At 52.0% G+C, this 14,685-nt stretch carries 11 protein-coding genes; all 11 read left to right on the top strand.

Annotated elements, in window-relative coordinates:
- The 11 genes from ACXAF0_RS06605 (at position 1) to fliS (ending at position 14,612) form a co-directional block, all read left to right on the top strand.
- On the top strand, positions 1-462 hold the full coding sequence (locus ACXAF0_RS06605; RefSeq protein WP_475345074.1) for a hypothetical protein: 462 nt from the start codon (positions 1-3) through the stop codon (positions 460-462).
- A 17-nt stretch (positions 463-479) separates the two neighbouring features.
- On the top strand, positions 480-2,891 hold the full coding sequence (flgK, locus tag ACXAF0_RS06600) for a flagellar hook-associated protein FlgK (protein WP_475345071.1): 2,412 nt from the start codon (positions 480-482) through the stop codon (positions 2,889-2,891).
- A 27-nt stretch (positions 2,892-2,918) separates the two neighbouring features.
- Positions 2,919-4,148: a flagellin N-terminal helical domain-containing protein gene (locus tag ACXAF0_RS06595; protein WP_475345067.1), complete on the top strand. Its 1,230-nt coding sequence runs from the start codon at positions 2,919-2,921 to the stop codon at positions 4,146-4,148.
- 99 nt (positions 4,149-4,247) lie between these two features.
- Positions 4,248-4,718: a flagellar assembly protein FliW gene (gene fliW, locus ACXAF0_RS06590; RefSeq protein WP_475345063.1), complete on the top strand. Its 471-nt coding sequence runs from the start codon at positions 4,248-4,250 to the stop codon at positions 4,716-4,718.
- Between the two features lie 110 nt (positions 4,719-4,828).
- The gene (locus ACXAF0_RS06585) at positions 4,829-6,184 is read left to right on the top strand and encodes a flagellin N-terminal helical domain-containing protein (protein ID WP_475345059.1); all 1,356 of its coding nucleotides are present in this window, start codon (positions 4,829-4,831) and stop codon (positions 6,182-6,184) included.
- A 565-nt stretch (positions 6,185-6,749) separates the two neighbouring features.
- The gene (locus ACXAF0_RS06580) at positions 6,750-8,102 is read left to right on the top strand and encodes a flagellin N-terminal helical domain-containing protein (RefSeq protein ID WP_475345055.1); all 1,353 of its coding nucleotides are present in this window, start codon (positions 6,750-6,752) and stop codon (positions 8,100-8,102) included.
- A 425-nt stretch (positions 8,103-8,527) separates the two neighbouring features.
- Entirely contained in the window at positions 8,528-9,880 is a 1,353-nt protein-coding gene (locus ACXAF0_RS06575) for a flagellin N-terminal helical domain-containing protein (protein WP_475345053.1), read from the top strand.
- Between the two features lie 440 nt (positions 9,881-10,320).
- Positions 10,321-11,667 (top strand): flagellin N-terminal helical domain-containing protein, encoded by a 1,347-nt coding sequence (locus tag ACXAF0_RS06570; protein ID WP_475345049.1) that lies wholly within the window; start codon positions 10,321-10,323, stop codon positions 11,665-11,667.
- Positions 11,668-11,760: 93 nt separating this feature from the next.
- Positions 11,761-12,141 carry a flagellar protein FlaG gene (locus ACXAF0_RS06565; protein ID WP_475345044.1) on the top strand — a complete coding sequence of 127 codons (381 nt, stop codon included), beginning with the start codon at positions 11,761-11,763 and terminating at the stop codon, positions 12,139-12,141.
- A gap of 102 nt (positions 12,142-12,243) precedes the next feature.
- Entirely contained in the window at positions 12,244-14,016 is a 1,773-nt protein-coding gene (gene fliD, locus ACXAF0_RS06560) for a flagellar filament capping protein FliD (protein WP_475345039.1), read from the top strand.
- Positions 14,017-14,099: 83 nt separating this feature from the next.
- A complete protein-coding gene (gene fliS / locus ACXAF0_RS06555; RefSeq protein WP_475345037.1) occupies positions 14,100-14,612 on the top strand; it encodes a flagellar export chaperone FliS in 513 nt (170 codons plus the stop codon).
- Positions 14,613-14,685 lie beyond the last annotated feature (73 nt).

The raw sequence follows: 14,685 nt of genomic DNA, 5'->3' as shown, positions 1-14,685 counted from the left end.
ATGACCACCGAAGAGCTGGTTACCGAGCTTAAAAGCGTCACTTATGACCTTATGTCCCTGTTGGAACGTGAGTCCAATGAACTGCGCACCCTGTCATCGGCCGAATATGAGCAGTTCCTGTCGGAAAAATCTGCCCTGTCGATGCAGTACGAGCAACTGGTTGTCAAACTGCGCAGCCGTGGTGAGGAACTTCGTGCCCTGTCAGAAGAGGAACGCGAAGAACTGCGTGAACTGCAGGCCGAATTTCAGGAAACCGCGCGCCGCAACATGATCACGCTTCAGTCCGCCAAGGAAACCAACGAACGTGTAGTCCAGGCCATCGTGCGTGCAGTCAATGAAAAGTCGAAAGAAGAATGCACCACCTATAACCGCTCTGCCACGACCAGCAAGGCATCGCTTGGCGGGTATGGTCGCACGATCAATAAATCCGGTGGCGCCTATAGCGTCAATGAAACGCTTTAAGGCTAGAGGCAAGGACCATGTCACTTACTCAGGCACTCAATACTGCGATTTCCGGCCTCAACACGGCACAGGCCCGCATTGCGATCACGTCCTCGAACATTTCGAACGTGAACACAGAGGGCTATTCCAAAAAGATCGCCGGTCAGGAAACCCTGACGCTCGATGGTATCGGTGCCGGCTCGCAGGTTGCCGATATCTATCGCAACGTCAACGAGGGCCTTGTACGTGAAATGCGCGGCGAACTGGGTAAAGCCGGTCGCGAAGAAGCACGTTATGACTTCTTTATGCGTATTCAGACCCTGTTTGGCACCACCCAGTCGGATGCTGCGATCAGTCAGCGCATCAACGATATGGCCGATGCCTTTGAGCAGCTTGGCGTCACCCCGGACCAGAACTCCCCGCGCATCGAAGCGATCGAAAGCGCGATTCAGGTTATGGAATCGTTTGAGAAGCTCTCAAGCCAGCTTCAGGATCTGCGCGATGACATTGATGACCAGATCACGGACGAGGTGAATTCTGCCAATACCCTGCTGACCCAGGTCTCCGAGCTCAATACCGGCATTATTCGCCTGAAAAACCTTGAGCAGCCAACCACCGAGCTTGAAGACCAGCGCGATCAGAAACTGAACGAACTTGCCAAGATCATTGATATTACGACGTTTAGCCGCAGTGACGGGTCAATCGTTGTCTACTCGGCACAGGGTGCGAACACGCTTCTGGATCGTTCGCCCAATTCACTGACCTTCACCCAGACGGCCGGCTTTGAACCGGGCACCGGCGGATCTGGCATTACGCTTGATGATGAAGACATCACCGATACGCTGCGCACAGGCACGCTCAAGGGCCTGTTTGAGATGCGCGATTCCGAAATTCCGGCATTAAATGACCAGATCAACGAACTGGCAGGTGAACTGCGTGATGCGATCAATGCGGAGCATAACAAAGGCACCTCCTTCCCACCGCCTGCCAACCTGTCAGGGACACGCACAGTCGCGGGCAGTGACCCGCTGACAGCAACCGGCGCATTCCGTGTTGCTGCCCTTGATCAGAATGGCGACCTTATTGCCAGTGATAGCTGGGCCGATATCTCGCTGCCCACGACCCCGGCAACGGTCCAAGGCATCGTGGATGCTATTAACGCCTCAGACGCCAGCTCTTATCTGACCGCATCGCTGGTTGATAATCGACTGGTGATTGAAGGTCAGGATGGCAACCGGGTTGCCATCAACGAGATGGACAGTCAGATCACCCTGAGCGATGGCCGCCAACAAGGCGCATCACACTATTTTGGCTTGAATGATTTTGTCGCGACGACCAAACGCTCAGACGTCATGACGTCTGCGCCGCAAAGCAGCTCCACCGATGCCCTTGGCGTTACGGCGAGTTCCTTTACCATCAGCGCGGGCACTGGCGTACTTGCCGGGGCTGGTATCACGGTCAACTACACGGCAACTGACTCCCTTGAAGACGTGCGGGACAGCATCCGCACAGCCCTTCAGGGTGCCGGCATGACTGTTGCCGCTTCTGAAGAAGCTGCTTTCCTTGTTGAGGATGGCGATCGCTATCGTCTGGTAATTGAATATAACGCCAACCTGACGATCAATGATTCCGGCACCATGTCGTCGAAGATCGGCTTCACCGAAGACCAGCCAAATTTGTCAGGCAATATGGATGTTGCCGCATCAATCAAGAATGACCCGTCACGCATTGTACGCGGCCAGCTCAACGCTGATACCTACAACACATCGACCGCGGTTGTGGATCCGGATGCAGCGATCCCCAATTTGGGCCCGCTTGTTCCGCCTCCGACCAACTATACGCTGACCGTCAGTGGTGATTTCACCGACGTTGATATCGATTATGACAGCACCACGTCGCTGCAAGACATTGCCGATGCAATCAACAACAGCGCGACGCTGACTGACAACAACATTACCGCCGACGTCAAATTCGACAGTCAGCTTGGTGGCTACAAACTGCACGTGATCGATGCAGATGGTGACCCGTTCTATTTCTCTGACGACGGTCTGCCAAATGCGGATGCGCTGACGACCGTTGTCGGCCTTGGCATCAATTTCGGTGTTCACGAAGGTGATAACAGTGCTGCGAACTCGATCAGTAATGCGTTTGAGCGTACAGACATCGATTTCGAAGCCACCGACGGGTTGTCAGGCGAGCGCACGTCACTGACGGATTATGCTGCTGGTATCGTTGCGACTGCCGCAACCAAGGCGCGCGTTGCCGAAAGCTCGTTTGAGTTCCAGGATGGTCTGGTCGTTGATCTCAGCACCCGCATTCAGAATGAGGCCGGTGTGAACCTTGATGAGGAAATGTCTGACCTGGTTGTTTTTCAGCGTGCCTACACCGCAACCGCACAGGTCATTTCCACCGTTGATGAAATGTTTGATGCATTGCTCAATGCGGTTTAAACTGCATGCTTGTAAAGTGAGGTTGTCATGGTAACGCGTGTCGCAACATATACGAACCACTCGCTGCTTTCGGACTTGGCACTCCGGAACGCAGCGCGTGTAACCGATCTACAGAATCAGGCATCAAGCGGCTACAAGTCGCGGAACTATGCAGGTATTGCTGACAGTGCGCAGCGTCTTCTCAATCTTGAGGGCGAATACAGCCGCACTGAACAATATCTTCGCAACACCACGCAGGGAAAACTGCGCCTGCAAAGCATGGAAACAGCTGTGGACAGCATGCTGACCATTGCGACCGAGATGAAATCGCTGCTGATCCAGGCCAGCTCTGCACAACAGGCCGACGACGTCAATATCCGTGATGAAGCTGATCAGGCGTTGCAACAGATCGCCAATTTGCTCAACACCAATCTTGACGGGCGCTACCTGTTCGCTGGCGGACGCTCGGAAGAACCGGCTGTTGATATCGAAAAGATCGGCGCACCGGACAACTATCTCAGTGAGCTTGGCACATCTGTTACCTCAACCACCACGCTAACCTCTCTTGGCGTGACGTCCGGGCAGCTTCAGATTGTCAGCACTGATATCGACGGTAACAGTTCTACCTCGACGATCAACTACAACGCGACCACCGATGACATTGGCGATATCATGGACGCGATCAATAGCAATACCACTAACCGTGCCATCGCATCACTGCGCGGCCTTGGTGGCGAGGGCTCACCGCTTCTCAATATTGAAAATGTCGGCAATGGGTCGATCACGATTACTGAAACTGGCGCCGGAGATTTGCTCTCCACGCTTGGCATGGAAAAAATCGGCAATCCGCGCCCTGATGCCGACTATTACAACGGTGATCATCAGATCATGGAGTTGCGCGTCGACGCAGAATATAACTTGTCCTACGGCATCCTGGGTGACAACCCGGCCTTCCAGAAGCTGGTCCAGGGCCTTGGCATTGCGGCCAGCACGGAAGACGAAACGGCACTGACGACGGCGCTTGGCTTTATCAATGACGCGATTAATGACCTCCCGAATGTTCAAGGGCAAATTGGTTTGGATATCGCCAATGTCGAGCGCTTTGAAGAACGCCATCAGGACTTCAAGGTTTTCGCATCCCAGGCCATCACCGATATTGAAACCGTTGACGTGCCGCTGACACTTGCGGAACTGACCCAATATGAGACTGCCTTGCAGGCAAGCTTTATTTCCATTTCGCGCGCCGCAGATTTATCTTTGGCTAACTATTTGCGTTGATTGTGATATAGATAGTATTGCGTCATTAACTGTTTTGTCAGAATGATACTTTAAGTAGTATCAATGACAGAAACTTTCGACCGTCGGAGAATTGCGGGAATGGAAACCGAAAACGTCGCCGAGAATGAAACACCTGAATCCGTTGTCGTGGAAACACGCTTCGGCGACATTGAGTTCAGCTGGGACAAAGGCATTTATATGCCGGTCGGCCTTCTCGGCTTTCCTGAGCATCATGTCTTCGGACTGGCAAATATTCCCAACACCTCGCTTGATCAGTTCAAGCTTTATCAAAGCCTGACCGATGCAGGCCTGTCCTTTATCGTCGCCCCATATAATATGGAAAGCGGCGTTTATGCGGAAAAAGATCTGATGACGGCCCAGAAGAGCCTAGCGATTGAAAGCGCAGATATGGCGATCCTGATGGTTGTCACCATTCGGAGCGCGCCAGGCGGTCAAGGCATTACAATGTCGACCAATCTTCGGGCTCCCATTCTTGTCGATACGGCACGCCAGGTCGCCTGGCAGCATATTTTGCCGAATGAAAAATACTCTGTGCAGCATGACCTGTAATTTTTGCCTAGTAGCTTGGCACGCACGTTGCTTTGATATTCCGCAAGGCAATGTCGCCGAAGGAATGAATGGCCTGAGCCATTCTTTCTTATCCGTGTAGGAGGAATAAAATGGCTCTCAATATTATTTCCAACTATGCAGCGAACGTCGCCCATCGAAACCTGACTGCTTCGGACACGATGGCGACGCGCTCGCTTGCAAAACTTTCTTCGGGTACCCGTGTTGTTTCTGCACGTGACGATGCCGCTTCCATGGCCATCGGTGCACGTCTGAACGCAACGACGGAATCCCTTAAGACCGCAACGGTTAACGTTAACCAAGCCAACTCTATGCTGCAGATTGCAGATGGCGGCATGGCTACCATTGATGATATTCTCGTTCGCATGAAGACGCTGGCTGTTCAGGCATCCTCGGGCAACCTGTCCGATACTGAACGCGGCTTCCTTAATGACGAATTCGTTCAGTTACGCGACGAAATTGACCGTATTTCATCATCGACCAACTTCAACGGCATTCAATTGCTGGGTGATGGCGGCGACGTTTCATTGAACTTTGACGATCTTGCCTCGGGTGCTGGCGGGGATGCATTGGTTCCGGCAACCGGTTTTGATGGCTTTGCCATCACCGACAACAACTATTGGGCCACGGATGTAAACAGCAACACCGTCACCGATAACAGCTTTACCGTCGAAATCAATGAACTTGCCGGTGGTCAGATCATTATGACCGTTTCCGCCACAATTGATGGTGGCGGCGTAAATGACCGTGCACAGTCGATTGACGTGACAGATTACGCATCCGGTGGCACCACCGAAATTGCTGCTGGCGATAACGCAACCCTGAACTTCGATGAACTTGGCCTTTCCTTTACGGTCAACACGAATTTCTCGGCCACGGTTACCGAAGTTGGTGCAGGCACTAACGGCAGTCAGGACTTTGGTAGTGACACGGCCTTCGGTGCTGCAAACGACATTGATACCACCAACAACACGGTCGATATGGCTGCCGACAATGGACAGCAATTACAGCAATCAGTTGACTTCCAAGTTGGGGCTGGAAACACGGCCAATGATCGCTTAGCGATTGAATTCACAGCTGTTGATTCCCAAACGTTGGGGACTGGTTCGGCTGGTACTGAAGACTCTATTGCAGACCTTGGTGCCAATGCAATTGACACCGCAGCGAATGCTCAGGCTGCTGTTGAAGTTGTCACTCGTGCGATTGACGACCTTCAGCGTTCGCGTGCAAATATTGGCACCTATCAAAACCGTTTGGACTTCGCAGCTCAGAACCTGGCTTCCACGCAGGAAAACACTGAATCTGCCCGTTCCACGCTGCTTGACCTCGATGTTGCAGCCGAAATGACCAACTTCACATCGAAGCAGATCCTGGTGCAGTCGGGTGTCGCCATGCTGGCACAGGCAAACCAGATGCCGCAGAACCTCCTGCGCCTGCTTCAAGGCTAAATTGACAGCCAGGAAAGTTTACAAGCTTTATCCTAAACGGCGGCAAACTGGCATTGCCGCCGTTTTTGTTTTCTCTGCATCATGCGACACAATGTTACTGGCGCTCAAACGAGCCATCGTGCAGAGTAAAGCACCTGTTCTCTTTTGCTTCGTAACCTTATTTCAAAGCTAGGAAGACAGGCATACCAGATGCCGCAGAACCTCCTGCGTCTGCTCCAGCAATCCGGACAAACCTACTTCATCGAAAAAGGCGTTCAGAAGGTCGCCTTGTTGATCGCGACTCCCACCGCCAATGAAGACATAATCGGCATATTCCGAGCCGTCAGAATACTACTAGTGCATGTATTTATTCTACAACACCACCAGAGGAAGATGGTTAACTTATTGTTTATTAATAAATGACGTAGATACAAAAATCTTATGGACAGGCATGCCATACTTACGTATATTTCTACCTTGGCGTGGGTTTTGAGTTTCAGGATGATCTTCAAAACTCGTTTCCGGCATGAGCCGGAATTTCTTGAGTGGCTTTGCCACCTTGAGCTATCCAAGTAGGAGATACAAAATGGCTCTTAATATTATTTCCAACTACGCCGCAAACGTGGCACACCGTAACTTGTCGGCATCGGATGAGATGGCGACCCGTTCCCTTTCAAAACTGTCTTCTGGTACCCGTGTTGTTTCTGCACGTGACGATGCCGCTTCCATGGCAATCGGTGCGCGCTTGAACGCAACCACCCAAGCCCTCAAAACTGCAACTGTCAACGTTGGTCAGGCCAACTCGATGCTGCAGATTGCAGATGGTGGCATGGCGACCATTGATGACATTCTCGTTCGCATGAAGACTCTGGCTGTTCAGGCATCCTCGGGCAACCTTTCGGATACCGAACGCGGCTTCCTTAATGACGAATTCACCGAACTGCGTGACGAGGTTGATCGTATTGCGTCTTCCACCAACTTCAACGGCATTCAATTGTTGGGCGATGGCGGCGACGTTTCATTGAACTTTGACGATCTTGCGTCGGGTGCTGGCGGGGATGCATTGGTTCCGGCAACCGGTTTTGATGGCTTTGCCATCACCGACAACAACTATTGGGCCACGGATGTAAACAGCAACACCGTCACCGATAACAGCTTTACCGTCGAAATCAATGAACTTGCCGGTGGTCAGATCATTATGACCGTTTCCGCCACAATTGATGGTGGCGGCGTAAATGACCGTGCACAGTCGATTGACGTGACAGATTACGCATCCGGTGGCACCACCGAAATTGCTGCTGGCGATAACGCAACCCTGAACTTCGATGAACTTGGCCTTTCCTTTACGGTCAACACGAATTTCTCGACCACGGTTACCGAAGTTGGTGCAGGTACTAACGGCAGTCAGGACTTTGGTAGTGACACGGCCTTCGGTGCTGCAAACGACATTGATACCACCAACAACACGGTCGATATGGCTGCCAACAGTGGACAGCAGTTGGCAAACAGCATCGAGTTCCAGGTTGGCGGCGGCAATACCGCAAATGATCGCCTTTCGATTAGCCTAACCTCTGTTGATTCTGATACGCTTGGAACAGGGACCTCCGGCACAGAAAGCTCACTTGAGGATCTTGGCGCCAATGCCATTGACACAGCGGCAGGCGCTCAGAATGCTGTTGAAGTTGTTACCCGTGCCATTGATGACTTGCAGCGTGCCCGCGCTGCGGTTGGTACCTCTCAGAACCGCTTGGACTTCGCGGGTCAGAACCTTGCCTCCACGCAGGAAAACACTGAATCAGCCCGCTCCACCCTGCTTGACTTGGATGTTGCGGCCGAAATGACCGCCTTCACCTCCAAGCAGATCCTGGTTCAGTCTGGTGTTGCCATGCTCGCACAGGCAAACCAGATGCCGCAGAACCTCCTGCGTCTCCTCCAGTAATCTGGGGATTAAACGCTACGGTTTTAAAGGGGCGACCTTCGGGTCGCCCCTTTTTGTCTTAGGTCTTGATCGATTTTCTTTGCCGTTAAGGCTTGCCTATCATCTGATGATTCACACGCTGACGCAGACACACCATTTCAGGCTTATCCATTTACAGATTCAAAGCACACGGATTCGCTTCAACCTAACCGGTCAACGACAACGCCACTCACCTCCCTAAGTACGGACACGATCTAAGTAATTGATTTTAATACCGATAAAAAAATAACTTTCTGCTTCATTTTTTTCTGGACTCTTCCAGCAATAAAATGCAAAAGAAAGTAAGTGGCCTCAATACATATGTTGTTCATGAAGAACTTCAGAGGACAAGCCCACTCACATCAAGGCATGGTGCCTGATGTTCATTCCAAGTAGGAAGATGAAAAATGGCTCTCAATATTATTTCCAACTACGCCGCAAACGTGGCACACCGTAACTTGTCGGCATCGGATGAGATGGCGACCCGTTCCCTTTCAAAACTGTCTTCTGGTACCCGTGTTGTTTCTGCACGTGACGATGCCGCTTCCATGGCAATCGGTGCGCGCTTGAACGCAACCACCCAAGCCCTCAAAACTGCAACTGTCAACGTTGGTCAGGCCAACTCGATGCTGCAGATTGCAGATGGTGGCATGGCGACCATTGATGACATTCTCGTTCGCATGAAGACTCTGGCTGTTCAGGCATCCTCGGGCAACCTTTCGGATACCGAACGCGGCTTCCTTAATGACGAATTCACCGAACTGCGTGACGAGGTTGATCGTATTGCGTCTTCCACCAACTTCAACGGCATTCAATTGTTGGGCGATGGCGGCGACGTTTCATTGAACTTTGACGATCTTGCGTCGGGTGCTGGCGGGGATGCATTGGTTCCGGCAACCGGTTTTGATGGCTTTGCCATCACCGACAACAACTATTGGGCCACGGATGTAAACAGCAACACCGTCACCGATAACAGCTTTACCGTCGAAATTAATGAACTTGCCGGTGGTCAGATCATTATGACCGTTTCCGCCACAATTGATGGTGGCGGCGTAAATGACCGTGCACAGTCGATTGACGTGACAGATTACGCATCCGGCGGCACCACTGAACTCAGCGCAGGTGAAAATGCAACCCTGAACTTCGATGAACTTGGCCTTTCCTTTACGGTCAACACGAATTTCTCGGCCACGGTTACCGAAGTTGGTGCAGGCACTAACGGCAGTCAGGACTTTGGTAGTGACACGGCCTTCGGTGCTGCAAACGACATTGATACCACCAACAACACGGTCGATATGGCTGCCAACAGTGGACAGCAGTTGGCAAACAGCATCGAGTTCCAGGTTGGCGGCGGCAATACCGCAAATGATCGTCTGTCAATTGATCTGACCTCTGTTGATGCTGATACGCTTGGAACAGGGACCTCCGGCACAGAAAGCTCACTTGAGGATCTTGGCGCCAATGCCATTGACACAGCGGCAGGCGCTCAGAATGCTGTTGAAGTTGTTACCCGTGCCATTGATGACTTGCAGCGTGCCCGCGCTGCGGTTGGTACCTCTCAGAACCGCTTGGACTTCGCGGGTCAGAACCTTGCCTCCACGCAGGAAAACACTGAATCAGCCCGCTCCACCCTGCTTGACTTGGATGTTGCGGCCGAAATGACCGCCTTCACCTCCAAGCAGATCCTGGTTCAGTCTGGTGTTGCCATGCTCGCACAGGCAAACCAGATGCCGCAGAACCTCCTGCGTCTCCTCCAGTAATCTGGGGATTAAACGCTACGGTTTTAAAGGGGCGACCTTCGGGTCGCCCCTTTCTGCTTTACGCACTTCCGACGATGCCTTGCCCCCACATCCATCACAATCGAACGAACGGCTCAAAAAAAATCCAAGCCAAACACCTAATTTATACGCCAGGATAATTGCCCTTACTATTAAAGCCCCTCTCAACGGAGTCGGATTCGTTTACAAAACATTAAGAAAGACGACAACACCCGGCTTTCTCTTGATTGATAATCGTTTGTTTTTAATGCACAAATTAGGAAACCTTTTTTTCGCTGGACATAAATCTAACCTAAAAGTATATTTCATCTTACCTATATTACCTTTTTCATCCTCACCATTGGGTTGAAAATTCTCTGGCAAGTGTGCCGGATCACGGACAACAAGATGTTGTCTTGAGCTATCCATGTAGGAGATGCGTCATGGCTCTGAATATTATTTCGAACTATGCTGCGAACGTCGCGCACCGTAACCTGTCGGCTTCAGACGAAATGGCGACCCGCTCGCTGTCGAAGCTGTCTTCTGGTACGCGCGTTGTTTCTGCGCGCGATGACGCAGCTTCCATGGCAATCGGTGCACGCCTTAACGCGACGACCGAGGCCCTCAAAACAGCTTCCGTAAACGTTGGACAGGCAAACTCGATGCTCCAGATCGCTGATGGCGGTATGGCGACGATTGACAACATTCTTGTCCGGATGAAAACCCTTTCGGTTCAGGCATCGTCTGGCAACTTGTCGGATACGGAGCGCGGCTTCCTGAATGACGAATTTGTTCAACTGCGTGATGAAATTGACCGCATTGCGTCCTCAACCAACTTCAACGGCATTCAGCTGCTGGGCGATGGTGGTGACGTTGCCCTTGAGTTCGGCGATCTTGCTGCTGGTGCTGGCGGTGACGCTCTTGTGCCAGCAACCGGTTTTGATGGCTTTGCTATTACCGACAACAATTATTGGGCGACGGACGCCAATAGCAACACCGTTACCGATAACAGTTTTACGGTCGACATCAACGAGCTCGCCAGCGGTCAGATCATTATGACCGTTTCGAGCACCATTGATGGTGCTACTGACCGTTCCCAGTCTATTGACGTTTCAGATTACGCATCCGGCGGGACCACCGCGATTGCTGCTGGTGAAAACGCAACCCTGAACTTTGATGAGCTTGGCCTTTCCTTCACAGTCAACACTAACTTCTCAGCGACTGTTACCGAAGTTGGTGCCGGAACCAACGGCAGCCAAGACTTTGGTAGTGATACCGCCTTCGGCGCAGCAAACAGTGTTGATACTACCAACAATACAGTTACCATGGCCGCCGACAACGGGCAGGCCCTGCAAAACTCGATCGAGTTTCAGGTTGGCGCGGGCAACACGGCAAATGACCGTCTGGATATTACCCTGAATTCGGTTGACTCTGGAACCCTTGGCGCAGGCGCGCTGGGAACACAAGATTCTCTGGAATCACTGGGTGCGAATGCGATCAGTAACGCCGCAAGCGCGCAGACTGCCGTAGAAGTGGTCACCCGTGCAATTGACGACCTGCAGCGCGCCCGTGCGGCAGTTGGTACATCCCAGAACCGTCTTGACTTCGCTGGTCAGAACCTTGCGACGACGCAGGAAAACACTGAATCCGCACGTTCTACCCTGCTGGACCTTGATGTTGCGGCTGAAATGACTGCTTTCACTTCAAAGCAAATCCTGGTTCAGTCGGGTGTCGCAATGCTCGCCCAAGCGAACCAGATGCCGCAGAACCTGCTGCGTTTGTTGCAGTAACCTAGAATTTGTTTCAGAGTACTGATGGTCGGTACTCGTCGTTTTCAAGTTTCATCCTGCTGTTACAGGATGGCGGCTTTAAGGAGCTGAAAAATGGAAGTCGTACAAAACATTAGTGCGCCAAGCAGTCAGGGCAGCAAAGCCCACACTGCATCGGCAGCACCAGCACCAGCAGCACCAGCAGCCCCGACAGCGAGAGCGGATGTGGGCTCGGCAGCAGAAAAACCGGAAGCAAAATCTTCTGCAGTTCCGCAAAAGATGCAGGAAGCGCTTGCAAATATGGATCTGCCGGATCTCGCGGACGGTACTGCACGCGTTGAACTGAACTTTAATCAGGACACCGGTCGTGTTGTTGCGAAGGTCACGGACCGCGTTAGCGGCGATGTCTTGCGCGAACTGCCGTCCAAAGAACTGCAGCAGCTATTCTCACAGATGCGCGAATATCTCGGCAGTTTTGTCGACGAAGAGATTTAATACAGCGAGTGGGCACAAAAAGGCACGGTTATTGCAAGCTAATTTGACAGATCATGTCGGTTGCAGGCAAAATCAGCCGGGCGCACCCAAGGAGCTAAACCAATGAGCGGCTTGAATTTAAATAACATCTATGTTGGCGATAACGGTCGCGTCCAGTTGTCTGGCGGCTCGTCCAACATTGATTTCGTCGACACCGTCGACCAGATGATTGCTGCGCGTCGTATTCCTGCAGACAACCTTGAAACACGGGTTGAGGAAAACGACGAGAAAATTGCTGCGCTGAAAGAGCTGCAGACGCTCGTTGGTACGCTCAAGGACTCGATGTCCAACCTTTATGGCGCGACCAGCTTCGACAACTCGCGCAACATCTTCGAATCCAAACAGATTTTTGCGTCCTCTGATGGCAGCGAAGCCGGGAGCCTGATCGGTGTCACCGCAAGCAACGCTGCTGAAACAGGCAGCTATACGTTTGAAATCAACCAGGTCGCCAGCAGGCACAAGCTTTCAAGTGACACCCAGGCCGTCGATGCAGGTGCTGACGTCACCGGACTGACAGGAACTGGCACCTTTACGGTAACCGGCGGAGCTGGCAGTTCAACTGTTACTGTCGCAGCAGGTGATACGCTTCAGGATATCCGCGACAAGATCAACAACATCTCGGAGTCGACCGGCGTTCAAGCATCGGTGGTCAAGGTTTCTGACAGTGAAAGTACGCTGATCCTCACCTCGACCGAAGAAGGTGAGGACAATCGTATGTCCTTTAGTGACGACACTGGTAACGTTTTGCAAAGTCTCGGTGTTCTGACAGATCCAACCACGATTAACGCAACCAATGTTATTGATGTTGGCAATAATGCCGAGATCGAGCTCGACGGAATCACCGTCACCCGTGGATCCAACGAATTTTCTGATCTGATCGATGGCTTGAACATCAATCTGTATGATGCCGAGCCTGGCACGCAGATTACGATCGAAATAGAACAGGACCTTAATCAGGCGAAAACGGCAATTCTTGATTTTGTCGACGCCTATAATGCTGTTCAGACGTTCATCAACGAAAAGACCTTTGTTGATCCGACCACCGGGGAAGCATCCGAAGATGCCGTTCTGCTTGGCAACACATCTGTCAAAGGCATTGAATCAGCGCTGCAGCAGATTGCAGGCTCCTTTGCGGAAGGCGTGACGGATCGCCCGGATCAGGACGACTATTCGGTCTTGGCCGAGATTGGCCTGGGTTTTGTCGCATATGGTTCGAACGAAGATCCGTTAACAAGCAAAACCATTGAGCTTGACGAAGCGGCATTGAATGAAGCCCTGCTCAACGAGCCGGACGAAGTCATGGAGCTATTCCTGTTCCGTGGGAAGTCGGACAATTCCGACGTGACCATGACCGGTTTTGACAGCAACACCCAAGCTGCGAGATACGACTTCGACATACAGGCATCAGGTGGTGCGATTACCAGCGTTCAGTATGATCTTTACGATGCGGACGATAACCTGATTGCTTCCAACAAAAATGCAGTGGTAAGCGGTAACTCCATCCGAACACCAGATGGCTTGCGCCTTTTCTATAGCGGTGACGGAAACGCAAATGATACAGCAAGCGTAACCACAAGCATTGGCATCGGTGCGCAGTTCTACTTCGAACTGGATTCTATTCTGGACGAAGAAGAAGGCAGCCTGACCCAGGCGATTTCCGAACTGGAAACGCAAAGCACATCGCACGAAGAGAAAATTGACCGTATCGATGAACGCCTTGCTCGACAGCGAGAAGTTCTTATGGATCAGTTTATTGCGATGGAATCGGCCCTTGCCCGCATGAAGAACATTCAAAGTTCTCTCGACGAACTGATGGCCGCGGGAAGTGATAGTTAAAGGCCGCGAGAAAAGATAATAGTTAACTTTTCTCTGTTAAACATGCACACTGAACACACGCTTAGCATTTCAAGGAGTGTCGCATGAACGAACACGCCGCCCATACATACAAGCAACAGCAGGTCAACACAGCGACACCCGCCAAGATGGTGTTCATGCTGTTTGAGAAGACCTTGTCGCGCTTGCAGGAGGCGCAAAACGCGATCGAGCGAAATGATATCCAAGGCCGCTGCAATGCAAACTGTAGCGCGCAGGAGCTGATCGCCCATCTGGCGAACACTCTGGATTTGGAGCAAGGTGGCGAAATCGCCGCAAACCTCGAGCGCCTTTACACCCACTGCATGCTCCGCCTGATGGATGTTGACCGCAAAAACGATCCGAATGCGGCCGCTGAGGTAATCAAACTGCTCACCCCGCTTCGGGATTCCTGGGCAGAGCTTTCCGAGAAAAGTGAAGGCGAATTGCGTCAGGCCGTTGTGACGGCCCAGCAGGACCGCCCGGCACTGACCAACGAAGCGGCTCAGGCACCGGCAAGCAATCCGGAAGAGACTGAATCTCCGGCACCTGCCAAATCTGGCTTGTCGATTTCTGCCTAAGCCAAGCTTCCGGAAGTTTTCAGACCAAACTCAAAGGCCTCCGACCTGTTCGGAGGTCTTTTTGTTTTCAAGC

Source organism: Thalassospira sp. ABD4_177, assembly GCF_056160125.1.
This window is presented reverse-complemented; position numbering and strand designations above follow the sequence as displayed.

Bases quoted from the DNA above. Each gene is read 5' to 3' on its own strand.
- ACXAF0_RS06605 (WP_475345074.1), top strand. From the start codon at position 1: ATGACCACCGAAGAGCTGGTTACCGAGCTTAAAAGCGTCACTTATGAC.
- flgK (WP_475345071.1), top strand. From the start codon at position 480: ATGTCACTTACTCAGGCACTCAATACTGCGATTTCCGGCCTCAACACG.
- ACXAF0_RS06595 (WP_475345067.1), top strand. From the start codon at position 2,919: ATGGTAACGCGTGTCGCAACATATACGAACCACTCGCTGCTTTCGGAC.
- fliW (WP_475345063.1), top strand. From the start codon at position 4,248: ATGGAAACCGAAAACGTCGCCGAGAATGAAACACCTGAATCCGTTGTC.
- ACXAF0_RS06585 (WP_475345059.1), top strand. From the start codon at position 4,829: ATGGCTCTCAATATTATTTCCAACTATGCAGCGAACGTCGCCCATCGA.
- ACXAF0_RS06580 (WP_475345055.1), top strand. From the start codon at position 6,750: ATGGCTCTTAATATTATTTCCAACTACGCCGCAAACGTGGCACACCGT.
- ACXAF0_RS06575 (WP_475345053.1), top strand. From the start codon at position 8,528: ATGGCTCTCAATATTATTTCCAACTACGCCGCAAACGTGGCACACCGT.
- ACXAF0_RS06570 (WP_475345049.1), top strand. From the start codon at position 10,321: ATGGCTCTGAATATTATTTCGAACTATGCTGCGAACGTCGCGCACCGT.
- ACXAF0_RS06565 (WP_475345044.1), top strand. From the start codon at position 11,761: ATGGAAGTCGTACAAAACATTAGTGCGCCAAGCAGTCAGGGCAGCAAA.
- fliD (WP_475345039.1), top strand. From the start codon at position 12,244: ATGAGCGGCTTGAATTTAAATAACATCTATGTTGGCGATAACGGTCGC.
- fliS (WP_475345037.1), top strand. From the start codon at position 14,100: ATGAACGAACACGCCGCCCATACATACAAGCAACAGCAGGTCAACACA.